Here is a 22,569-nt window from a genome sequence, read left to right on the forward strand (position 1 = left end):
GCCACCTTACGGGCGTCTGACGCCCGTAAGGTGGCCTTGACGGCAGCTGTGCGGCGCGAGCGGGCCGGTCGTGCCGGCGGCCGGGCACGGGGTGAGCAACGGCCGCGACAAGGGCAGCTTCAGGGAGCGAAGGTGAGGCTGCCGAGAGCGGCGACCAAAGGCGCCAGTTCCGGCAGCTCCTCCGCCTCGTCGAGCGCCTCGGCCAGCGCGGCGTCGTGGGTCGGCCGCGCCGCGGCGAGCAGTTCACGACCGGCCGGGGTGACCTCAGTGTAGATGCCGCGCCGATCGTCCGGGCAGAGGTAACGCTGCAGCAGGTTGCGGTCCTCCAGCCGTCCGACGAGCCGCGTCGTCGCCGACTGGCTCAGCACCACGGCGTTGGCCAGCTGGTTCATCCGCAGGTGATAGCCGTCCTGGCGGCCCAGCGAGTCGAGCACGCTGTACTCGCTCACCGAAAGTTCGTGTTCCCGCTCCAGCGCGCGCTGGAGCTTGTCCTCGATCCGCGCGTGCAGCGCGGCGAGCGTGCGCCAGCCCTGCGCACGAGCTTCGACGGCGTCATCGGCCAGTGACACGTTTCACCTCTCCCGAACCCGCTCCCGGCTTGCGGCAGCATCCTTGCACGAGGCATTATCAACCTCGTGCAATAACCAGCGTGTGCAACTATTTCTGACGCTCGTAGTTGCTCACGCTGGCCACCACTCTACTCCTGGAAGAAGGAAGTCCATGCCCGCCGCTCTGCTCGCACTGGCGATCAGCGCCTTCGGTATCGGCACCACCGAGTTCGTGATCATGGGCCTGCTGCCCGAGGTCGCGGGCGACTTCGGCGTTTCGATCCCGTCCGCAGGCCTGCTCATCTCCGGGTACGCGCTCGGCGTCGTCGTCGGCGCCCCCATCCTGACCGCGCTGGCCGCCCGGATCCCGCGCAAGACCGTCCTGATCGCCCTGATGGGACTGTTCATCGCGGGCAACCTGCTCTCGGCACTCGCCCCGTCGTACGGGCTGCTGATGACCGGGCGCATCGTCGCCGCGCTCTCGCACGGCGCGTTCTTCGGCGTCGGCTCGGTCGTCGCCGCCTCGCTCGTCGCGCCCGCCAAACAGGCCAGCGCGATCGCGATGATGTTCGCCGGGCTGACCATCGCCAACGTGCTCGGCGTGCCGGCGGGCACCGCGCTCGGCCAGGCCTTCGGCTGGCGGTCGACGTTCTGGGTGGTCAGCGCGCTCGGCGTGGCCGGCGCGCTCGGGATCATCGCGCTCGTACCGCATCAGGAGCCCGAGGCGAACGCGGGGCTGCGCCGGGAACTCGCCGCGTTCCGCCGTCCGCAGGTCTGGCTGGCGCTGGTGATGACCGTGCTCGGTTTCTCCGGGGTGTTCGCCTCGTTCTCCTACATCGCACCGATGATGACCGACGTCGCGGGCTTCTCCCCCGGCGCCGTCACCTGGCTGCTCGTGCTGTTCGGCGGCGGCCTGTTCGTCGGCAATCTCATCGGCGGCAAGCTGGCGGACCGCAGGCTCATGCCGAGTCTCTACGTCATCCTCGCGCTGCTCGCCGTGGTGCTGGCGGTGTTCGTCTTCACCGCGCACGCCCGGATCCCGGCCGCGATCACGATCGCGGTGTTCGGCGCCGCCGGGTTCGCCACCGTCCCGCCGCTGCAGGCGCGCGTGATGGCAAAGGCCGAGGGTGCGCCGGCGCTCGCGTCGGCCGCGAACATCGCGGCGTTCAACCTCGGCAACGCGATCGGCTCGTGGCTGAGCGGGCTCGCCATCGAACGTGGCCTCGGCTACACCTCGGGCAACTGGATCGGCGCGGCGCTCGCCGCGTCCGGTCTGGTGGTCGCCCTCGCCTCCGGGATGCTGGACCGCAAACGCTCGGTTACCGTCGAAACGCCGGACGCGGTCCTCGCCCGCTGAACCCTGAAAATCCCAGCAAAGGAAAGAAGAAACCGTTGACCAGCGTGCCTACCGTCAAACTCAACAACGGCGTGGAGATGCCGCAGCTCGGCTTCGGCGTGTTCCAGGTGCCGGACGCGGAAACCACCGCCGCGGTGAAGGCCGCGCTCGACGCCGGATACCGCAGCATCGACACCGCGGCGATCTACGGCAACGAGGCCGGCGTCGGCCAGGCCATCACCGAATCGGGCATCGCCCGCGACGAGCTGTTCATCACCACCAAGTTGTGGAACGCAGACCAGGGCTACGACACGACGCTCAAGGCGTTCGACGAGAGCCTGGCGAAGCTCGGCCTCGACCGGCTCGACCTGTACCTGATCCACTGGCCGACCCCGGAGCGTGACCGCTACCTCGACACCTGGAAGGCGTTCGAGAAGCTCTACGCCGACGGCAGGGTCCGCGCGATCGGGGTGTCGAACTTCCAGCCCGCGCACCTCGAGCGGCTCATCGACGCCAGTGCCGTGGTGCCCGCGGTGAACCAGATCGAGCTGCACCCCTATCTGCAGCAGGCCCGGCTGCGGGAATTCGACGCGAAGCACGGGATCGCCACCGAGGCGTGGAGCCCGCTCGCGAAGGGTGGCGACCTCCTCGGCGAGTCCGCGGTGCAGGCGCTGGCGCAGAAGTACCAGCGCACGCCGGCACAGATCGTGCTGCGCTGGCATCTGCACCTCGGCAACATCGTGATCCCGAAATCCGTGACGCCTTCACGGATCGCCGAGAACTTCGACCTCTTCGGGTTCACACTGGCCGACGAGGACGTCGCCGAACTGTCCACTTTGGAGCGTGGATTGCGGACGGGGCCGGACCCGGACACCATGAACGCCGCCTGAGGCGATCACGGCTTGCGCGCGACCCCGCCGAGGGTGAGGAAGTTCAGCTCGCTCAGCGGGGCCAGGCGCGGGCCGTCCGGCCACCATTCGTGCAAATGACACAATCCGGGCGGGAGCAGTTCGAGACCGGCGAAGAACGACTCGATCTGTTCCCGCGTCCGGTGCACGCTGCCCAGCCCGGTGCCCTGGAAGGTGTTCTCCAGCAACCGGGCCAGTTCCTGCCGCGCCGAGTTCTCCGCCGGGTCGAAATGGTGTGTCAGCAGCAAATACGAGCCGGGAGCCAGCGCGTCGACATAGGTGCGGACGATGCGGCTCGCCCGTTCGAAGTCGTCGATGTGGTGGACGATCGAACACAGGATGAGCGCGATCGGCTCGGCGAAGTCCAGATGGGTGGTCACCACCGGATCCCACAACGTCTCCTCGGGCAGGGTGAGGTCCGCGCCGCTGACGTGCGTCAGGTCGTTCTCCTCCAGCACCACGCGGCCGTGCACTTGGACGAGCGGGTCGTTGTCGACGTAGACGACCTTGGCCTCCGGGTTGTACCGCTGCGCCACCTGATGGGTGTTCTCCGCGGTCGGCATCCCGGACCCGAGGTCGAGGAACTGGTCGACCCCGCGTTTCGACGCGAGGAAACGGACCACCCGGACGAGCCAGTCCCGGTGTTCCTTCGCCATCGCCCGCGCGCCCGGCGCGATCGCCAGCAGGCGGCGCATCGCCTCGCGGTCGACTTCGTAGTGGTCGTGCCCGCCGAGCAGCGCGTCGGAAAGCCGCGCCAAACTCGCCTTGCCGAAATCGAGCGGGGCACAACGGTCGGTCTCGCCGACTCGCCCAGGCGTCATCGCGCTCACTCCCACCCTGCGACGGTGACCGCCCCTGCCCCGGGCCACTCACCGTGTCCGCAACGGACAGCGCCCAGGTTACGACACCAGCGGCGGCGGTTGAACGGCCCGGTGCGGAATTCGCGTTCCACGGGAATCGCCGTTCCGGCTTAGTGGAACGGGATTTCGCGCCAGACCCGGCCGCCGTCCGTGGTCCGGTACACCGCGGATCCGCCCGGCTCGCCGGGCACGCCGGCGACGACGATTCCGGTGTGTTCGCCGGGAAAGTCCAGATCCGCCAGCCCCGTGCCCCGGTCACCGAGCACCGTGGTGTGCCAGGTTTCGCCACCATCCTCCGTGCTGTGCAGGAAATCGGTGCCGCCGCCGACCGCCGCGACCGTCGCGGACTTCGCCGTCGCGGCGCTGAAACCCTGATGGATGCCGACCTCCGGCCCCTGGGCCGTTCCGGTGAACGTTCCGCCCAGCCGCGGGGCGCGCCGGATTCCGCGCGTCATCGAACCCGGCCGCGGCGAGCCGGCGCTTCCACTACACAACGCGATTACCTGCTCCTCACGCACGCTCGCGAGCGACGCCGTCGCCCCGGCGGGACACGGCGGTGACGCGGCCGCGAGGCCGTCGCCGTCGACTGACGTCCAATACCGCTCCACGCCGTAGTCGGCGCCCAGGACGACTTGCACGCCACCACCGATCGCGAGGTCGCCGTAGGTGAGGCCGCCCGTCACCGCGAAACCCGGCACCGGCGCAAGCGTCGGCGAACCCGCGGTGCCGGAGTAGAGCCGCGTGCTACCGATCTCCCCGTAGGTGCTGAGCAGCGCGAACATCCGGCCGCGCGTTTCGGCGATCTTGCCGAGATAGAAGGGTTTCCCGGCGTCGGCGAGAACGACGCCGGACCAGGTCCGGCCGCCGTCGCGGGTGGCTTCGACCCGGTTTCCGTCGGAGACGTACGCGCGCCCCTCACCCACATAGCTCAGCTGGACGTGATTGTGGTTGTCCGGCAAGGAGATCGACGGCGCGCCGAAACGCTGCCAGTGTGTTCCGCCGTCGGTGGTGCCCAGCAGGGCCGCACACCGCTGAGGCCGCGCGCACGGCGCGTAACCGAGAACGTATCCGTCGCGTTCGTCGAGCCAGCTCGTCGAGGCGGGTTCGAATCCTTGCGGTACGGCGGATTCCGCGCTTGCGGCTGGTATCGGCAGGAGGACGGCGAGAATGGCGGGCAACACGAAGGCGGCGCGGTTCCACGTCATGGCCACCGGGACGTCCCATACGACCCGAGGTTGCGCGCTTCAGCGTGTCGCGCGCGGCGTGTCGGCGAAATTCACGACCGCTTCGACCATTCCCGGCAGGAAATGCCCGGCGTCCTCCAGCAGGCGCACGTCGGCGTCCGGTAGTGCCGCACGCAGTCGCGCCGCGGTCTCGCGCTGGTCGATCATGCCGTCCCGCGCGCCGAGCACCGCGAGAACCGGCATGACCAGGCTTCGCAACTGCTCGTCGGTGAACGTCGGGATCGGCTCCATCCGGGGCTTGTAGTGCTTGAACGTGCCCAGCATGAACTCCACGAGCGCGACCTCGTCCGCGGTGGGCGGCCCCTTCGGCAGCTCGCCCGCGGCGAGCGTCATCGCCTTGCGCAGGCCGCGCTCCCCGAACAGCCGCAACAGCACGAACTTCAGCAGCAGCGCGGTGTTCCGCGCGCCGACGCCGCTGGGATTCAGCAGCGCCACCCCGGCGACCCGCTCGGGGCGGCGCACCGCGTAGTCCAGCGACCACCAGCCGCCCAGCGAGGCGCCCAGGAACGTCGCCCTCGGCAGGCCCAGCTCGTCGAGGACGTCATCGAGCCACTCGGCGTAGGCCTCGCTGCCGAGCCGCGGCCTGGCCACCGCGCTCAGCCCCGGCTCGCCGGGGACGTCGACCGCGTACACCCGCAGCCGCGCCGCGAGGCCGGCGATCGAAGGCAGCCACATCGCGGTGTTCCCGCCGGATCCCTGCAATGCCAGCACCGGCGGGCCGTCCGCGGGACCGGACACGACGACGAACGTCTCGCCGAGCCGCGTCGGCACCGTCCGGCGCTCGGCCTCGACCGGCCAGCGGTCCAGCAACGCCTCGTACTGGTCCCGGATCCGCGCGCCGCCCTCGGCCGACTTGTAGATCGCGGACGCGGTCACGGCGTCCCCTCGGCCAGCATGGCGACGACGCTCAGCACGTCGGCCGTGGTCGCGGGGTCGCCGAGCACGATGATCTTCATCCTCGCTCGCTCCTTGTCGTAGCTCGTCTCGACGCGCAGGCTCCGATCACCGCCCCGATGTCCCTGCGCGGACCCGACGACGTGGGTGGCCACGCGGCTCGCCTCGTCCTCGCCGAGTCCCTCGATCTGGACGATGCTCGACACCTCGACGTGCCGTCGCGCCGGTTCTTCCCGCTTCCCCGCCTCCTCCGGCAGGCCGGTGAACGCGGCGAGATCCGCGGCGGCGACGCGGTACTGCTTGCCGATGCGGACCGCCTTCAGCCGGCCGTCCCGCACGTAGTTGCGCACCGTGCGCACATGCAGCCCCAGCCTCGCGGCGACCTGCTCGACCGAGAACAGCTCCTGTGTCATTACCCTCCCCTACATTCCTAAAACTACTCTATCATGTCACACTTCTGGTCTATTCAGGTATTTTACGGAATATGCGACACCGCGGCCTGGGTACCGGCGGGACGAGCGCCCCAATGTGGCATTGGGTGCGTTGGACGCACCGAACGCCACATTGGGGCGCATGACCACCGCACAGCCGGGGCACGCTGAGACTCAAGGCCGGGACCAGCGACTTCGCGCCGTCGACGGACACAGCGTCGCGTCGAGCCGCGCGATCCGGGCGCCCAGCCGGGAAGCGGCGCTAACGGCACAGCGGGAAACCGGGATAGTGGAGGAAACCGTTCCCCGGCGAACCGATAAGTTTCACCGCCTCGGCGCGGGGGTAGTTCCCCGCACCCGGCGAAGACGGGAGGTGCCACCGATGGCCGTTGCGGACGAGCAGGACGCGGACAGCACGGTGGCCAAGTTCGCGCTCGATCCGTTCGAGCCGCCACCGCCCGCCCTGTTCGCCGAGCGCTACGCACTCGGACGGCAGCTCGGCGAGGGCGCCACCGCGAAGGTGTACCGCGCGCAGGACTGGCTGCTCGACCGGACGGTCGCGGTCAAGCTCTTCCATCCCGGCACGGTCGCCGTGAGCAGTTACCGGCGCAGCCAGGAGGTCCAGGCGCTCAGCGCGATGCGGCATCCCGGCCTCGTCAGCCTGTACGACGCCGGCGTCAGCGACGGCCGCGCGTACCTCGCGATGCGCTTCGTCGACGGGCCCAATCTCGCCGAGCGGCTCCGGGGCGGGCCGTTGCCGCCGTCGATGCTGACGCAGCTCGGCGGGGACCTCGCCGACGCACTCGCGCACGTCCACGCGCACGGTGTCACGCATCGCGATCTCAAGCCCGCCAACATCCTGCTCGCCGACGACCGCCCGCTGATCGCCGACTTCGGGGTCGCCCGGCTCATCGACGCCACCCGGGTCACCGAGCCCGGCGCGGTGGTCGGCACGGCCGCCTATCTCGCGCCGGAACAGGTGCTCGGGGAGCGCCCGCAGGCGCCGGCCGACGTCTACGCGCTCGGCCTCGTGCTGCTCGAATGCCTGACCGGCGAACGGGAGTATCCCGGCACCCCGGCCGAGGCCGCGATCACCCGCCTGCACCGGCGCCCGCGGATCCCGGACGGCCTGCCCAAGGCACTGGCCGGAACGCTGCGCGCGATGACCGCCTCGCACCCCGACGAGCGCCCCACCGCCGCGGACGTCGCCCTCGCGCTCCGAGAAGGCCGCGACCTCGACCCGCCACGTCGCCACCACTACCTCCGCTTCCTCGCGGTCGCGGCGCCGACGGCACTGGTGCTCGCGGGACTGGTGAGCCTGCTCGGCTCGCCGACGACGCCCGCCGACCGTCCCACCGTCCCGCCACGTTCGCCCGCGGCGGCCGCGCCCACGTCGGGCAACGCGGCGCCGACGGTCACCGTGACACCCGGCAGGGGCGCGACGGACCCGGTCGATCGGACGGCCACCGAGGCAGCGCCCACGCCCGCGCCGCCGACGGTCACCGTCACCGGCCAGGTACCGGTGACCGTGCAGGCACCACCGAAGACCCCGCCCGCGCAGACCGTCCCCAGCACCGACGGAAACGGGAATGGCAACGGCAACGGCAACAACGGGAACGGCAAGGGCAACGGCAAGGGCAACCACGCCGAGGAGGACTAGCCACCGTCCACAAGGGACGTCCGATCAGGATTCCCGGGCGGTGCGCTCCGTCTTCCGCGGCTGCTGCCCCGGATCCTCGGCGTCCGCCTCGGGCCCGGCCGCACCGTCGGCGGGTGCGGGACCGGCTTCCGCGCCGGGGCGGGCTGGCTCGCCGAAGTGCTCACGGCACCATCGGCCGTAGCGCCTGGCATGCACGGTCATCACGTCACCTCCTTCGCGGCACGGCTCCGGTCGGTACCCCTCCAGGGTCCCCCTGCGAAGCCGGACACGCCACCGGATTACCCGCGCGTGTCCATTTCGGACGGAGGTCAGGCCACGCACTCGACGGCGAGCACCGCGATGTCGTCGTGGCCGGAGCTGCCGAGCCAGTCCAGCACGTCCTGCCGCAGCCGCGCCATGACCTCGGCCGCCGGCTGCCCGGCGCAGTCGGCGAGCACGGCCCGCAGCCGCTGCTCACCGAACATCTTCGACGGATCGTCGCGGTTGCGGGCCTCGGTGATGCCGTCGGTGTACAGCAGGCAGATGTCGCCCTCGGCCAGATCGGTCACCGCCTCGGCGAACTGCGCCTGTGAGGAGATCCCGACCAGGGTGCCCGGCACGCTGATCTCCTCGATGACCCCGTCCCTGCGCAGCACGAGCGGCGCGGGGTGACCGCCCGAAGCCAGCGTGAGCGTCAGCCCGCCGTCGGCAGGCGTCATCGATCCCAGCACCAGGGTGGCGAACCGGTTGCTGCCACCCGCGATGAGGAGTTCGTTGAGCAGCCGCAACAACGTCCGCCCGTCGTGCTCGACGAGCTGCAGCGCGGCCAGCGACTGGCGCACCCGCCCGGTCAGCGCCGCCGCTTCGGCGCCCTTGCCGCAGATGTCGCCCAGCACGAGGAACGCACTGCCGTCGTCCTGCGCGAGCACGTCGTAGAAGTCGCCGCCGACACCGAGCACACCGCCGGAGGGCTGGTACCAGACCTCGAACCGGGCGCAGTCGAACGCGGGCAGCTCCTGCGGGCGCAGGGTCGTTTCGAGGCCGCGGGTGGCTTCCTCCTGACGGGCGTAGCGCTGGGCGTTGGCCAGCGCCGTCCCGGCCGCCCTGGCGAACTCGGCGATCGCGCGGTGCTGCGCGCGGCCGAACACCGGATCCGCGCGCCTGCCGAGCAGTACCGCGCCGGTCACGCCCGCGGTCACGGACGGGCCGAGTGAGACCACCGACACATCGGCGTGGCCGGCGAGCCGGTCCGCCACGACCGGTGGCAACGTCTCCACCTCGGCCGCGGGCACCGGTTTGGCTTCCGGTTCGCCGATCGCGCCGAAGGTTTCGGCCAGTACCGGCGCGAGTTCCGCGGGCACCCGCCGGATCCGGCCGTGCCCGTGATTGGCCAGCCGGTCGCAACTCCACCACTCCCAGCGGCCGCGCGTCGTGGGCAGCAGCACGAACACGCTCTCGCCGAGCGCGGACGCGGCGAGCTCGGCGATCACCCGCGCCGTGCCGTGCCGCCCCCTGGCCGCCGCGAGCCGGGGTGCCGCCTCGGCGAGGAAGTCCTCGACCCGGCGCGGCCCGGCGCTCTCGGCGGCCACGGTCCACGCGTGCCAGCCGCCCGGCAGCGCCCGGACCTTGGCGGGGAACCGGCGGCCGCGGCAGTCGATGTGCCCCGTCGTCTCCGTCCTCGCCACGAGCACGGGTTCCTTGTCCTCGCCGGCGAGTTCGCGCGCCGCCGGATTCGCCCAGCGCACCGCGCCCGCGCCGTCCTGCAGGAAGACGGCGTCGCGGACGTCTTCGAGCGCGGCACGCCAGAACGCGCCCTCGGCGGGCAGCCCGCCTTCGGCGATTCCTGGCGGGAACGCCGCCGAAGCCGGAGCGGGTCGTGACACCATGCACGAACCTCCTGCTTCCGGATCGCACAGCGTGAGCGGGTGGACTGGCTCGAAGTGTAGGGCGAATCGTGGCACGCTGGGTCGACGACCGTGGCTTGCACATGCGTGGCGGAGAGGGTCGGCATCGATGACAAGGGAATCCCAGCGTCTGGAGATCGCCGGTGTGACCAGCGGTGATCTGGCGGCGCTCGAGCGCCTCCTGGCGGCGGTACGGGATCTCGGGGAGGGAAATTTCCGTCGCCGTCTGGTCGCGCACGGTGACGGGATCGCGGCCCAGCTGGCGGCCGCGTTCAACGTCATCGCCGAGCGGAACCAGCAGCTGGTCACCGAGCTGCTCCGGGTGCGGACCGCGGTCGGCCAGGAAGGCAGGCTCACCGCGCGGCTGGAGGGCGAGGTCGGGCCAGGCGGCTGGGGCACCGCGGCCGACGTCGTCAACGAGCTCATAGAGGATCTGAGCAGGCCCGCGTTCGAGATGACCCGCGTGCTCGGCGCGGTCGCCGAAGGCGATCTGTCGCAGCCGATGGCGACGCAGATAGACGGTCGTCCGCTGCAGGGCGAGTACGCCGAGCTGGCGAAAACGGTGAACCGCCTGATCGCCCAGCTGTCGCGGTTCGCGGCCGAGGTGATCCGCGTCTCACGGGAGATGTCCGGCGAGGGCAGGCTCGGCGGGCAGGCGGAGGTGCCCGGCGTCACCGGGACCTGGCGCGATCTCACCGACTCGGTCAACTTCATGGCCGACAACCTGACTCAGCAAGTGCGGAACATCGCACAAGTCACGACCGCGGTCGCGCGTGGCGACCTGACCCAGAAGATCAATGTCGACGCGCGCGGCGAGATCCTCGAACTCAAGAACACCATCAACACGATGGTCGACCAGCTCTCCGCGTTCGCGGACGAGGTGACGCGTGTCTCGCGCGAAGTCGGCAGCGAGGGCCGTCTCGGCGGCCAGGCCAAGGTTCCCGGCGTCGCCGGGACGTGGCGCGACCTCACCGACTCGGTCAACCTGATGGCGGACAACCTGACCGATCAGGTGCGCAGCATCTCCCAGGTCGCGACCGCGGTCGCGACCGGTGACCTGACGAAGAAGATCGACGTCGACGCCCGCGGCGAGATACTGCAGCTGAAGAACACCCTCAACACCATGGTGGATCAGCTTTCCGCGTTCGCCGACGAGGTCACCCGCGTCGCCCGCGAGGTCGGCAGCGACGGACGGCTGGGCGGCCAGGCCGAGGTGCCCGGCGCGGCCGGGACGTGGCGCGGCCTGACCGACTCGGTGAACCAGATGGCGGACAACCTCACCGCGCAGGTCCGCAACATCGCCCAGGTGACGACCGCGGTCGCGAAGGGCGACCTGACCCAGAAGATCACCGTCGACGCGCGCGGCGAAATCCTCGAACTCAAGACGACCGTCAACACGATGGTCGACCAGCTTTCCGCGTTCGCCGACGAAGTCACCCGCGTCGCCCGAGAGGTCGGTACCGACGGCATCCTCGGCGGCCAGGCCACGGTGCCCGGCGTCGCGGGCACCTGGCGGGACCTCACCGGCTCGGTGAACTTCATGGCCAACAACCTCACCGCGCAGGTCCGCAACATCTCCCAGGTGGCAACCGCGGTGGCGAGGGGCGATCTGTCGCAGAAGATCGCGGTCGACGCCAAGGGCGAAATCCTCGAACTCAAGAACACCCTCAACACGATGGTGGATCAGCTCTCGGCGTTCGGCGACGAGGTCACCCGCGTCGCGCGAGAGGTTGGTACCGAAGGAAAACTCGGCGGTCAGGCCCAGGTTCCCGGTGTCGCGGGGACGTGGAAGGACCTCACCGAGAAGGTCAACTTCATGGCCAACAACCTGACCGATCAGGTGCGGAACATCTCCCAGGTGACCACCGCGGTGGCGAAGGGCGACCTGACCCAGAAGATCACCGTCGACGCGCGCGGCGAAATCCTCGAGCTCAAGAACACCGTGAACATCATGGTGGACCAGCTTTCCGCGTTCGCCGACGAGGTCACCCGCGTCGCACGGGAAGTGGGCACGGAAGGAAAACTCGGCGGCCAGGCCACCGTCCGCGGCGTCGCCGGGACGTGGAAGGACCTCACCGACAACGTCAACGTCATGGCGGGCAACCTCACCGAGCAGGTGCGGAGCATCGCCACCGTGGCGACCGCGGTCGCGAACGGAGACCTGCGCAAGAAGATCTCCATCGACGCGCAGGGCGAGGTCGCCGCGCTCGCCGAGGTGATCAACGGCATGGTCGAGACGCTGCGCGCGTTCGCCGACGAAGTCACCCGTGTCGCGCGAGAGGTTGGTACGGAAGGGATACTGGGCGGGCAGGCTCGTGTGCCGAACGTCGCCGGGACCTGGAAGGACCTGACCGAAAAGGTCAACTTCATGGCGCACAACCTGACCAGCCAGGTGCGCAACATCTCGATGGTGACCACCGCGGTGGCCAACGGCGATCTGACGAAGAAGATCGACGTCGACGCGCGCGGCGAGATCCTCGAACTCAAGACCACGATGAACACGATGGTCGACCAGCTCTCCGCGTTCGCCTCCGAGGTGACCCGGGTCGCGAAGGAGGTCGGCACCGAAGGGAAGCTCGGCGGCCAGGCCGAGGTCGACGGCGTGTCCGGGACCTGGCAGAAACTCACCGAGAGCGTCAACCAGCTCGCCGGGAACCTGACCACCCAGGTGCGCGCGATCGCCGTGGTGGCGACCGCGGTGACCGCGGGCGATCTGACCCGGCACATCACCGTCGACGCGTCCGGGGAGGTGGCCGAGCTCAAGGACAACATCAACCAGATGATCGCGAACCTGGAGGAGACCACCCGGACCAACCGCGAGCAGGACTGGCTCAAGACCAACCTCGCCCGGCTGTCCGGGCGCATGCAGGGGCACCGGGACCTGGCGTCGGTGTCCGCGCTGATCCTCTCCGAGCTGGCGCCGCTGGTGAGCGCGCAGCAGGGCGCGTTCTTCCTGGCCCGCGAGGACGAACCGCACGGGACCGTGTTCGAGTGCATCGCCGCCTACGGGCTCGCGCAGTCGCGGGCCGGGCTGCGGTTCGCGCTGGGCGAATCGCTCATCGGACAGGCCGCCGTCGACCGCCGGACCATCCTCGTGCGCACGGCCCCGCCGGAGTATGCGCTGGTCTCCTCCGGGCTCGGCTCGTCGTCGCCGGTCAACGTCATCGTGCTGCCCGTGCTGTTCCAGGGCGAGGTGCTCGGGGTGCTCGAACTGGCCTCGGTCAACGAGTTCAGCGGAGTCCACCAGGACCTGCTGGAGCAGCTGCGGCACACCATCGGCGTCAACGTGAACACCATCCTGTCGAACTCGCGGACCGAGGCGCTGCTGACCGAATCCCAGCGCCTGGCGCAGGAACTGCGGGCGCGGTCCGAACAGTTGCAGGCCCAGCAAGGGGAACTGCGCCGGTCGAACACCGAACTGGCGGAGAAGGCGGCCCTGCTGGCCCAGCAGAACCGCGACATCGAGGTGAAGAACAGCGAGATCGAGCAGGCCCGCCAGGAACTCGAGGAACGGGCCGGGCAGCTGACCACGGCCTCGCAGTACAAGAACGAGTTCATGGCGAACATGTCGCACGAGCTGCGGACGCCGCTCAACAGCGCGCTGATCCTGGCGAAGCTGCTGTCGGAGAACCCCGAGGGGAACCTGACGGACAAGCAGATCCAGTTCGCGAAGACGATCTACGCCGCGGGCAGCGACCTGCAGCAGCTGATCAACGACATCCTCGACATGGCCAAGGTCGAGGCGGGCAAACTCGACCTGCAGACGTCCGACGTCACGCTGCCGGAACTGGTGGACTACGTCGAATCGCTGTGCCGCCCGCTCACCGCCGACAAGGGCCTCGAATTCGCGGTGCTCATCGATCCGCCGGTGCCGGGCAGCCTGTACACCGACGAGCAACGGCTCCAGCAGATCCTGCGGAACCTGCTGTCCAACGCCACGAAGTTCACCGACGAGGGCAGCGTCCGGCTGCACATCCGGATGGCCGATCCGGACGAGGTCACGGAGGAGAGCCTGCGCGCCGCGCCGGGCATCATCGCCTTCGCGGTCGAGGACACCGGTATCGGCATCGTCGAGGAGAAGCTCGCGATCATCTTCGACGCGTTCCGCCAGGCCGACGGCACCACCAGCCGCCGCTACGGCGGCAGCGGGCTCGGCCTGTCCATCAGCCAGCAGCTCACCGACCTGCTCGACGGCGAACTCGCGGTCCGCAGCGTCCCCGGCGAAGGCAGCACGTTCACGCTGTACCTGCCCGTCGGCGCCGCGAACCTGGTGGCCCCCGCCGCCACGCCGTCCGAGGGCCCCCGGCTGCCGGAGCTGCCCAGCACCGTCGTCGTCGCCTCCCCGGAAGCGACCCCGAAACGCTTCCACGGCGAGAAAATCCTCATCGTCGACGACGACCTGCGCAACGTCTTCGCCCTCGCGGCGGTGCTCGAACAGGCCGGTCTGGAGGTTATCTACGCCGACACCGGCGTCGCGGGCATCCGGGCGCTGGAACGGCACGAGGACACCGCTCTCGTGCTGATGGACGTCATGATGCCCGAACTCGACGGCAACGCGACCATCGCCGCCATCCGCGCCGAAGCCGCCCACGCCGACCTGCCCGTGATCGCCGTCACCGCGAAAGCCACCGCCGAAGACCGCGCCCGCACCCTGGCCTCCGGCGCCGACGACTACGTCACCAAACCGGTGGACACCACGAAACTGCTGGACCTGATCGCCGCGAAACTGGAAGCCGACGCCGCGTCCAGCCGGGACCGGAACCCCGATGACCAAGACACGACGCCGGCCGATGGAGCGGGTGACGGGAATCGAACCCGCGTAGCTAGTTTGGAAGACTAGGGCTCTACCATTGAGCTACACCCGCGAACCCCCGGAGTCACCCCCGGGTGCGCGACCAGCTTAGCGTGACCCGCTAGGCTGTGCGCACACCCCCCGGGAGACCGGCGGGTCGGCCGGGATGTGGCGCAGCTTGGTAGCGCATCCGCTTTGGGAGCGGAGGGTCGCAGGTTCAAATCCTGTCATCCCGACCAGATAGTCGTCTTTCACGCCAAGATCAAGGTTGGCGGCACGCCCGGCGGAGATCGCGCCGGGCGCGTTCGTGTAGGTACGCGCCGTCATGGCGAGGTACGCGCGTTGCCGCCGTTGGCTGTTGCGAAGGCGCGTGTCCAGCTGGTGTCGTTGGCCATCCGTTAACGGCGATGTGCGTGCGTTCGTCCGGGCCGCGCAATCCCTAGGGTGCCGCACCGGTCGAGCGCAGGTGGTCGAGACAGAGGTCCAGTGCGGTCTCCAGGTAGCGGGCGGACCCGGTCGACATGAGGATCGTGACGCCACCCTGGATCGCCGCGATGATCGCCATCGCCGTGGCGCCGGGATCGATGTCCGCGCGGACGTTTCCGCTCTCGCGCATCGTCTCGATCCCGGTACGGACCTGCGCTTCCCATTGCGCGAGGAGCTGCCCGGTGACCTCCTGCGCCGCGGGTGTGTGCCGTCCCAGCTCGGTGATCAGGACGCCGAGCGGGCAGTGCACCCCCTGCCTGCGGTAGCGCTCGACGACGGCGTCACGCCAGCTCCGCCAGGCCGCCCACGTGGTCAGCGCGCCGAGGTGCGGTTGCTGGTCTTCGAGCACGCGGCCGGCTTCCCGCCGGGCCACCGCCAGGAGAAGCTCTTCCTTGCCGTCGGGGAAGTAGTGGAAGAGCTGGCTCTTGCCGGTTCCGCTGCGCCGGCACACGTCGTCCAGTTTGGTGGCGTTGACGCCGTGTTCGCGGATCTCGGCCGCCGCGGCGTCGATGATCCGCAGGCGGGTCGCGGCGCCCTTCTTGGTGAGCAAACCCGACCTCCAGGATTGTACTTGCGGGTACATTTTAGGCGGACGACACTGGCCTGGTCAACCAAGATCACCACTGACGGAAACGGGAAAACCATGCAGGCCATAGTCATCGAGGAACTGGGCGGACCAGAGATGCTCATCGCGCGGGAGGTTCCGGAGCCGGAACCCGGGCCGGGCGAAATCCTGGTCGACGTCACCGTGGCGGGCGTCAACTTCATGGACACCGGCGTGCGGCGGCACGGCCCCGTGGACGGAACGGTGCCGTTCGTCCCCGGCGTCGAGGCGGCCGGCGTGATCCGGGCGCTCGGTTCCGGCGTCACCGGGTTCGCCGTCGGCGACCGGGTCGCCTGGGTCTACGTCTACGGCAGCTACGCCAGCACGATCGTCCTCCCGGCGGCATCGGCGGTGCCCGTACCGCCGGAGATCTCCGACGAAGCCGCCGCCGGCGTGATGATGCAGGGCATCACCGCCCACCACTTCACCACCGAGGTATACCCGGTCCAGGACGGCGACGTCGTCCTCGTCCACGCCGCCGCCGGCGGGCTGGGCCGGTTGATCACCCAGATCGCGAAACACCGCGGCGCCGAGGTGATCGGCGTGGTCTCGCGCGAGGAGAAGGTGGCCTCCGCCAAGGAAGCCGGCGCCGACCACGTGCTGGTCTCGTCCGGCGAAGCGTTCGTTGACGAAGCCCTGCGACTCACCGACGGCGAAGGCGTCCACGCGGTGTTCGACGGCAACGGCGAGTCCACCTTCCGGGCGTCCATGCGCGCCCTGCGCCGCAACGGCACCCTGCTCTACTACGGCCCCTTCATCGGGAAAGTCCCGACGATCGGCATGCAGGAACTCCCGCGCAGCATCAAAATCTGCTACCCGGTCTTCCACGACCACATCGCCACCCGCGAGGAACTGCGGGCACACTCGGCGGACCTCTTCGCGATGATCGCCTCGGGGGAACTGACCGTGGCAGTGGGTGGACGTTACCCGCTCGAACAGGCGGCCCAGGCGCACCGCGACCTCGAATCCCGCCGCACCACGGGAAAACTGCTCCTGATCACCGCCAATGCATCATCCACAAAGGACTGACAGCACTTGTCTATTGTGGACAATCGCCGCGTTCCGCCGCGGTCTTGAGGTCGGCGATCCAGGCTTCCAGGCCCATGTCACCGGCGGGGTCGGCTTGCGGACCGGAGTGAGTTTCTTCGGTGCGGACCAGGACACCGCCGGGGACCTTGGTGAAGGTCCAGACATGGGTGCCGTCGACGTGGTAGCCGGGGCCGTCGGCGGGACCGGTCCAGCGGAGGCATTTGCCGTAGTGGAGTTGCCGGATCGTCGAGGTGATGATCACCGTCGCGCCGGCCGGGGGCACGTGGACGGTCGCTTGGAACCGTGAGTGTTTGCGGAGCGGGCCCGGGTCGAGGCGTTTCAGGGTCATGGGGGCGGCGGGTTTCTGCCAGGAGGGCCAGGCTTCCACGTCAGCCTGCAGGTCCCAGATGGTGCGCAGCGGCGCCTTGATGACGGTTTCGGTGCGGTAGCGGGCTTTGGCGGCCGGGTCGACACCTTTTCCCTGACAGGTCAGCGAAGCCGGGTTGACGCCGTGATCGGTCGCGGCCGCCTGGGCCGGAGTGACGGCGCCGCCGAGAACACCGGCGACAGCCAGTGGGAGCGCGAGCAGTGCGGCGGTTCGGCGACGAAGAGCGCGCGGCATGTTCGAGCGAGTGTCGGACATGGTCTTTCCTCCTGCAGCGGTTAAGCCGGTCAGCTAAGTTAACAATGGTCACTTAAGTTAGAGGTTATAACCATCGCCAGGTGAGTGTCAACCGGGGAAGTTATAACTTCTAACTTTCTGCTAACGCGGGCGCTCCCACCGGCGATGGGCCTGGCGGGAGAGGAAGAGTGCCAGCAACACCGCGAAAGCAGCGCTTGGCCACACCGTCACGGTCGCCGTGCTGGCCGGTCCGAGGTTCGCGGAACACGCCCGCGCGGGCGAAGACGGCCGGGAACGCGTTCGGCGAAGCGGTTCTGCGCTCGATGTGCGACGGGACCGCGCCGCGACGTCAAGACGTCGCTCGATGTGCTGCCGGATGGCGGTTTTGACGGCCCGGGGGCCTCATAGGCTGCGAAGATGACGCGAAGAGTGCTGCCGCCGGCGGTTGCCGCCGCGGCCATCCTGACGGCTGCCGCGACGCCCGCCCAAGCCACCGAGGCGGACGCCTGCGGCAGCATCATCTTCAACGCCTGCTTCTATCCCGAAAAAGCCTTCCACGGGACGGAATACCGGACCACGATCTACTACCCGGGCTGTTTCCGGCTTCCGCCGTCACGCTCGTATCACACCGACGTGGTCGTCAAGGTGTACTCGGAGAGCGACTGCACCGGCCAGAGTACCGAGATCCGGGGCTACTTCGGCTTCGACATCGGGTTCGACGCCCGCAGCTACTTCAAGTCCCCCGGCTGACCGTCGCCCGCCCGCGAGAGGCGGTACAGCACGGTGCCGTGTGCGGGAACAGCCGCCGAAATCGCACCGGAAGTGGTCCGGGTTTCCTTGCTCCACAAGTCTTTCAGCCGGTACGACGGCGCGCCGTCGATGCCGGTCGCGGCCGCGGTGGTGCCGATCGTCGCGGTCGTGCCGGTTTCGTTGGACAGCGCGACGCCGCGGTCGCCGTTGGCCAGCACCTTGCTGTAGACGACCAGGCCGTTCGACGCGCTGAGCACGGTCGCCTGCTTCCCGAGGCGGTCCTGGTCGAGGGCGACGACGTCGGCGTTCTTCAGGATCGCGAAGCCGTCGTCGGACATCTTGCGCAGGTCGCTGCCGATGAGCAGCGGCGCCGCCATCATCGCCCACAGGCTGAAATGCGTGCGGTATTCGGTCGCGGTCATGCCGCCGTTGCCGACTTCGAGCATGTCCGGGTCGTTCCAGTGGCCGGGACCCGCGTACCGCGCCAGCACCCGGTTCGCCTGTGCCTTGCCGATCATGCTCGGCCACTTGTCCGAGATGTCCCCGGTGGTCCGCCACAGGTTGCCGACCGGCTCGCCCCAGGTCCACACCTTCGGATCGGACTGGCCCCATTCGCAGATCGAGTAAGCGATCTTGCGACCGGTCTTGGCCAGCGCGTCCCGCATCGTCCTGTAGCGCTTCCGCGCGTCGACGCCCTGGTTGTTGCAGTTGTCGTACTTCAAATAGTCGACACCCCACGACGCGAAGAGGTTCGCGTCCCGCTGCTCGTGGCCGAGCGCGCCGGGAAAGCCCGCCTTGTTGCAGGTCTTGGTGCCCGCGCTGGTGTAGATGCCGAACTTCAGGCCCTTCGCGTGCACGTAGTCGGCGATCGCCTTGATGCCGTGCGGAAAACGCGCCGGGTCGGGGACCAGCTCGCCGTCGGCGTTCCGCGCGGGCAGCGCCCAGCAGTCGTCGATGTTGACGTACTCGTAGCCGACGTCCTTGAGGCCTTTCGTCACGAAGAGATCGGCGATTCCCTTGATCATCGCCTCGCCGAACTCGGCGCGGCAGCCGGTGGAGTTCCAGTTGTTGAACCCCATGGGCGGCGTCCTCGCCAGCCCGTTTTCGAGCGCGTCGGCGGCGGGCTGCTGGACGGTGAAACCGGTTGCGATGAGTGCGAGAACGGCTGCGGCCGCCATCGCACGACGCCGGAACAAGGGCATGACTGCTCCTCGGCTCGTGAGCACGCACCTCGTGCGACGGCGGAGGGCAGGAGGTCTGTCCCGTAAAAGTTAAGAGACCTTCCGAAGAGCAGTCAAGCCCTGGGATACATCAGATATGACGCGCCGGGGTTATTCCGGCACCTGACGGGCGGTCGCCATCGCGCGTTCGGTCTCCCAGAACGCGCGCATCGACCTGATCAGGCCGTCCTCCCCGACTCGGTAGACGAAGACGCCGTCGGTGTCGACGCGGTAGCCACCGGGAAGGTACGTCGTGATGGTGCCGACGTTGGCCACCTCGTCGCCCGCGGCGTGGGAGTCGCGGATCTCGAACTCGAAGCGCTCGACGTTGGCGATCGTGGCGTCCCAGAAGGCGGCGATCCCCTCGTGGCCGTGGTGCCCCTTGCCCTCGGCGTCGAACATCGAGGGCCCCACCGGATCCTCGACCACCCCGTCCGCGGCGAACAGCGCGAGCCAGCCCGCCTTGTCCCCCGCGCACACGGCGTTCATCGACCGCCACGCGGCCTGCCGCGCCGGCGGCTGCTCCGCTTCGCTGTCCCAGCTGACCGAAACGCCCATTGCTCAGTCTCCGAACTTCGCGATGATGTCTTCCCCGAACTTCCGGATCGCGGCGAGCTTCGGCTCGATGTCCGCGTCGAACCCGACTCCCTCGAACACCCACGGCATCGTGATCACATCGGTCACGCCGATCGAGGCCTGCTCCCGGTAGCCGTCGAGGCCGAACCGGTCGATGCACACAGCTTGGTATTCGAACGGCTCCTCGGCTCGGCCCCGCTCCGCGAGCAGCTCACGCAGCCGCGCGATCGTGTCCCGCAGGTCGTCGAACTTCATCATCGCCGAGGACCAGCCGTCCCCCGCCCGCGCGGCCCGCCGCAACGCGACGTCGGTGTGCCCGCCGATGTAGAACGGCACCCGCGACGGCGGCGTGGGGCTCATCCGCAGCTTGTCGAAGTCGAAGAACTCCCCGTGGTATTCGACCATGCCGCCGTCGAGGATCAGCCGCAGCACGTCGATCGCCTCGTCGACGCGCTTGCCGCGCCGCGCGTAGGGCGCTCCGCACCACTCGAACTCCTCGGGCGACCATCCGACGCCGAGCCCGAGCCCGAACCGGCCGCCGGTCAGCGCCGCCACCGAGTTGACCTGGCGGGCCAGCAGCACCGGATTGCGTGAACCCAGTTTCAGCACCGAGGTGTAGAACTTGATCCTGCTCGTCACCGCCCCCATCGAGGCGGCCGCGACGAGCGGGTCCGCCCAGGGCGTCTCCTCGTTCCAGAACCGGCTCCCGTCCGGGGTGTACGGATAGTCGGCGGACACCGTTTCGGAGTAGAAAAGCGAGTCGGGCAGGGCAATCGAGGCGAAACCGGCCTCCTCCGCGGCACGGGCGAGCCCGGCCAGCTGATCGAGCGGGTTCATCGCGACCGAGAGGGTGAACTTCATATCGCCGAACTATAACGTGTTCTAGTTTGTCCGGCCAGCCCTCGCGACACACCGGTGGTGCGCCGCGTCACGTGACGGGAACCCACCGCGTACCGTCCGCGTTGTCCGTTTCAAAGGTGGTTCCCTGGGAGCCACCGCACGCATCCGAGCTTGGAGTGACCCATGGGGACCGCGATCTTCCTGATCGTGCTCGTCGTCGTGATCGTCGGCGGCGGCCTCTACTTCGCACGATCGCAGGCCGCGGCGCGACAGCGGCAACTCGAGGACGCGAAGGCGGACGCCCGCCGCCTGGTGGAGCGGCTCGGCGGCCAGGTCCTCAACATCACCGGCACCGACACCGCGTCGCAGCAGGCGATGGCCGACGCGAGCGAGCGGTACAACGCGGCGGGCTCCCAGCTGGAGCAGGCGAAGACGATCGAGCAGGCCAAGCTGGTCAAGGAGACCGCCATCGAGGGTCTCTACTACGTGCGGGCCGCGCGCACCGCCATGGGCATGGACCCCGGCCCGAAGCTGCCGGAAGAGGCCGAGCGCGAGCGCGCGGGCAAGGTCACCGAGCACCGTTCGGTCGACGTCGAGGGCCAGCACTACGAGGCCTCGCCCCAGGCGGGCCAGAACACGCCGTACTACTACCCCGGCGGCCGCGTCGCCGGGCGCCCGGTACCCGAGGGCTGGTACAGCGAGCCGTGGTGGAAGCCCGCCCTGATCGGCGGCGCGTGGGGCCTGGGCTCGGCCCTGCTGTTCGGCGCGATGTTCAGCGGTATGGGCGGCATCGCCAGCGCGTCGGCCTGGGAGTCCGGGTACGACGCGGGCCAGATGGACGCGCTGGGCTCCGGTGGTTTCGACGGCGGCGGGTTCGACGGTGGCAGCTTTGACGGCGGAGGCGACTTCGGCGGAGGCGGCGACTGGGGCGGCTTCGACGGCGGCGGTGGTGGTTTCGACGGCGGAGGCGGAGGCTTCGACTTCTGATCCGAGATCCTGACCCGAAGGGGATTTTCCGCACCACTAAGCGGAAAATCCCCTTCGTCGTGTCCGGCACCGGAAGTCCTCGTGCACGCATAATGAATATATATACATAGTTGCGGTTCTTCATTCAGCTGGCTTAGCGTGGTTCCATGGTCACCGTTGCGGAACTCGACGATCTGATGCTTCAGGGCTGGCGGGCGCTCACCTGCACCGAGGTCGACGGCTGGCTCGTCCGCCGTTCGGCGGGCGTCACCAGCCGCGCGAACTCGGTGCTGCCCCTCACGCCGCCCGCCGACGTCGGCAAGGCGCTGCGGGAGGTGGAAGACCTCTACCACGGCACGGGACTGGCCTCGACGTTCCTGATCGGCCCGGCAGCACAGCCCGCCGATCTCGACGAGCTGCTCGCCGCCCGCGGCTACACGCGGCTCCGCCCGACGCTTCTGCAGACCGCCGACGTCGCGACCGTGCTGGAGCGGCTCCCGTCGAGCGACGTCGCCGTCCGGATCGACAAGAGACCGGACGCGGCCTGGCTGGATCTGTGGTCACTGACGGACGGCAGGGGCGGCGCCGAAACCCTCGCGGTGGCCCGCGAAATCATGGAATCCACGACCGCGCTCTACGCCTCGGTCGAGGGACCGTCCGGGATCACCGCGATCGGCAGGCTCGCGCTCGTCGGCGCCTGGGGAGGCCTGTACGGGCTCGCCGTCCACCCGGACGCCAGACGCCAGGGCCAGGCCGCGGCCGTCCTCCGCGGGCTGCTGGCCGAAGCGTCGGGCCACGGCGTGGATTCGGTGTGGCTCCAGGTGCTCGCGGACAACGAACCGGCACTCAAGCTGTACGACCGCGCGGGCTTCACCACGGCCACGCGGTATCACTACCGGACGCGGCCCGTCGCGGGCTGA

At 69.4% G+C, this 22,569-nt stretch carries 20 protein-coding genes and 2 tRNA genes; 9 read left to right on the top strand and 13 right to left on the bottom strand.

What is annotated here, in order from left to right; all coding sequences use genetic code 11:
* Window positions 1–119 precede the first annotated feature (119 nt).
* Window positions 120–569 carry a MarR family winged helix-turn-helix transcriptional regulator gene (locus ACFW0G_RS42325; RefSeq protein ID WP_378331201.1) on the bottom strand — a complete coding sequence of 150 codons (450 nt, stop codon included), beginning with the start codon at window positions 567–569 and terminating at the stop codon, window positions 120–122.
* A gap of 151 nt (window positions 570–720) precedes the next feature.
* Here ACFW0G_RS42325 and ACFW0G_RS42330 point away from each other — a divergent pair, with 151 nt between their 5' ends.
* Window positions 721–1,905, top strand: a complete 1,185-nt coding sequence (locus tag ACFW0G_RS42330; RefSeq protein WP_378331202.1) for an MFS transporter — start codon at window positions 721–723, stop codon at window positions 1,903–1,905.
* Between the two features lie 35 nt (window positions 1,906–1,940).
* Window positions 1,941–2,774 carry an aldo/keto reductase gene (locus ACFW0G_RS42335; RefSeq protein ID WP_378331203.1) on the top strand — a complete coding sequence of 278 codons (834 nt, stop codon included), beginning with the start codon at window positions 1,941–1,943 and terminating at the stop codon, window positions 2,772–2,774.
* Between the two features lie 5 nt (window positions 2,775–2,779).
* Here ACFW0G_RS42335 and ACFW0G_RS42340 read toward each other — a convergent pair whose 3' ends face one another.
* The 4 genes from ACFW0G_RS42340 to ACFW0G_RS42355 form a co-directional block, all read right to left on the bottom strand.
* Window positions 2,780–3,613: an SAM-dependent methyltransferase gene (locus tag ACFW0G_RS42340; protein WP_378331204.1), complete on the bottom strand. Its 834-nt coding sequence runs from the start codon at window positions 3,611–3,613 to the stop codon at window positions 2,780–2,782.
* 149 nt (window positions 3,614–3,762) lie between these two features.
* A complete protein-coding gene (locus tag ACFW0G_RS42345) occupies window positions 3,763–4,857 on the bottom strand; it encodes a hypothetical protein (protein WP_378331225.1) in 1,095 nt (364 codons plus the stop codon).
* Window positions 4,858–4,896: 39 nt separating this feature from the next.
* The gene (locus ACFW0G_RS42350; protein WP_378331205.1) at window positions 4,897–5,772 is read right to left on the bottom strand and encodes an alpha/beta fold hydrolase; all 876 of its coding nucleotides are present in this window, start codon (window positions 5,770–5,772) and stop codon (window positions 4,897–4,899) included.
* Complete coding sequence (locus ACFW0G_RS42355) at window positions 5,769–6,203, bottom strand: helix-turn-helix domain-containing protein (RefSeq protein WP_378331206.1); 435 nt, start codon at window positions 6,201–6,203, stop codon at window positions 5,769–5,771. Before ACFW0G_RS42355 ends, ACFW0G_RS42350 begins: the two co-directional genes overlap by 4 nt.
* Before the next feature lie 400 nt (window positions 6,204–6,603).
* On the opposite strand from ACFW0G_RS42355, the gene ACFW0G_RS42360 reads away from it, so the two are divergent.
* Window positions 6,604–7,881: a protein kinase gene (locus ACFW0G_RS42360; RefSeq protein ID WP_378331207.1), complete on the top strand. Its 1,278-nt coding sequence runs from the start codon at window positions 6,604–6,606 to the stop codon at window positions 7,879–7,881.
* 24 nt (window positions 7,882–7,905) lie between these two features.
* On the opposite strand, the gene ACFW0G_RS42365 is transcribed toward ACFW0G_RS42360, so the two are convergent.
* A complete protein-coding gene (locus tag ACFW0G_RS42365; RefSeq protein ID WP_378331208.1) occupies window positions 7,906–8,082 on the bottom strand; it encodes a hypothetical protein in 177 nt (58 codons plus the stop codon).
* 107 nt (window positions 8,083–8,189) lie between these two features.
* On the bottom strand, window positions 8,190–9,746 hold the full coding sequence (locus ACFW0G_RS42370; protein WP_378331209.1) for a SpoIIE family protein phosphatase: 1,557 nt from the start codon (window positions 9,744–9,746) through the stop codon (window positions 8,190–8,192).
* 127 nt (window positions 9,747–9,873) lie between these two features.
* On the opposite strand from ACFW0G_RS42370, the gene ACFW0G_RS42375 reads away from it, so the two are divergent.
* Window positions 9,874–14,604: a HAMP domain-containing protein gene (locus ACFW0G_RS42375; protein ID WP_378331226.1), complete on the top strand. Its 4,731-nt coding sequence runs from the start codon at window positions 9,874–9,876 to the stop codon at window positions 14,602–14,604.
* On the opposite strand, the gene ACFW0G_RS42380 is transcribed toward ACFW0G_RS42375, so the two are convergent.
* Window positions 14,556–14,629, bottom strand: a tRNA-Gly gene (locus tag ACFW0G_RS42380). The genes ACFW0G_RS42375 and ACFW0G_RS42380 overlap by 49 nt on opposite strands.
* 89 nt (window positions 14,630–14,718) lie before the next feature.
* Between ACFW0G_RS42380 and ACFW0G_RS42385 the strand changes: the two genes are divergently transcribed.
* A tRNA-Pro gene (locus tag ACFW0G_RS42385) sits at window positions 14,719–14,795 on the top strand.
* A gap of 200 nt (window positions 14,796–14,995) precedes the next feature.
* On the opposite strand, the gene ACFW0G_RS42390 is transcribed toward ACFW0G_RS42385, so the two are convergent.
* On the bottom strand, window positions 14,996–15,592 hold the full coding sequence (locus tag ACFW0G_RS42390; RefSeq protein WP_378331210.1) for a TetR/AcrR family transcriptional regulator: 597 nt from the start codon (window positions 15,590–15,592) through the stop codon (window positions 14,996–14,998).
* 93 nt (window positions 15,593–15,685) lie between these two features.
* On the opposite strand from ACFW0G_RS42390, the gene ACFW0G_RS42395 reads away from it, so the two are divergent.
* Window positions 15,686–16,675 (top strand): quinone oxidoreductase family protein, encoded by a 990-nt coding sequence (locus tag ACFW0G_RS42395; protein ID WP_378331211.1) that lies wholly within the window; start codon window positions 15,686–15,688, stop codon window positions 16,673–16,675.
* Between the two features lie 10 nt (window positions 16,676–16,685).
* Here ACFW0G_RS42395 and ACFW0G_RS42400 read toward each other — a convergent pair whose 3' ends face one another.
* Window positions 16,686–17,318 carry an SRPBCC family protein gene (locus tag ACFW0G_RS42400; protein WP_378331212.1) on the bottom strand — a complete coding sequence of 211 codons (633 nt, stop codon included), beginning with the start codon at window positions 17,316–17,318 and terminating at the stop codon, window positions 16,686–16,688.
* A 396-nt stretch (window positions 17,319–17,714) separates the two neighbouring features.
* Between ACFW0G_RS42400 and ACFW0G_RS42405 the strand changes: the two genes are divergently transcribed.
* On the top strand, window positions 17,715–18,047 hold the full coding sequence (locus ACFW0G_RS42405) for a hypothetical protein (protein WP_378331213.1): 333 nt from the start codon (window positions 17,715–17,717) through the stop codon (window positions 18,045–18,047).
* Here ACFW0G_RS42405 and ACFW0G_RS42410 read toward each other — a convergent pair.
* From ACFW0G_RS42410 to ACFW0G_RS42420, 3 genes are all read right to left on the bottom strand, one after another.
* Window positions 18,026–19,249: a glycoside hydrolase family 27 protein gene (locus ACFW0G_RS42410; RefSeq protein WP_378331214.1), complete on the bottom strand. Its 1,224-nt coding sequence runs from the start codon at window positions 19,247–19,249 to the stop codon at window positions 18,026–18,028. The two genes, ACFW0G_RS42405 and ACFW0G_RS42410, sit on opposite strands and share 22 nt — an antisense overlap.
* 129 nt (window positions 19,250–19,378) lie before the next feature.
* On the bottom strand, window positions 19,379–19,825 hold the full coding sequence (locus ACFW0G_RS42415; RefSeq protein ID WP_378331215.1) for a nuclear transport factor 2 family protein: 447 nt from the start codon (window positions 19,823–19,825) through the stop codon (window positions 19,379–19,381).
* Window positions 19,826–19,828: 3 nt separating this feature from the next.
* Window positions 19,829–20,704 (bottom strand): TIGR03619 family F420-dependent LLM class oxidoreductase, encoded by an 876-nt coding sequence (locus ACFW0G_RS42420; protein WP_378331216.1) that lies wholly within the window; start codon window positions 20,702–20,704, stop codon window positions 19,829–19,831.
* 162 nt (window positions 20,705–20,866) lie between these two features.
* On the opposite strand from ACFW0G_RS42420, the gene ACFW0G_RS42425 reads away from it, so the two are divergent.
* Both ACFW0G_RS42425 and ACFW0G_RS42430 read left to right on the top strand, forming a co-directional pair.
* Window positions 20,867–21,670, top strand: coding sequence for a hypothetical protein (locus tag ACFW0G_RS42425; protein ID WP_378331217.1), 804 nt, complete (start codon window positions 20,867–20,869; stop codon window positions 21,668–21,670).
* Window positions 21,671–21,816: 146 nt separating this feature from the next.
* A complete protein-coding gene (locus tag ACFW0G_RS42430) occupies window positions 21,817–22,569 on the top strand; it encodes a GNAT family N-acetyltransferase (RefSeq protein WP_378331218.1) in 753 nt (250 codons plus the stop codon).

Origin of the sequence: Amycolatopsis sp. NPDC058986, assembly GCF_042741125.1 — a bacterium.
GTDB lineage: Bacteria > Actinomycetota > Actinomycetes > Mycobacteriales > Pseudonocardiaceae > Amycolatopsis.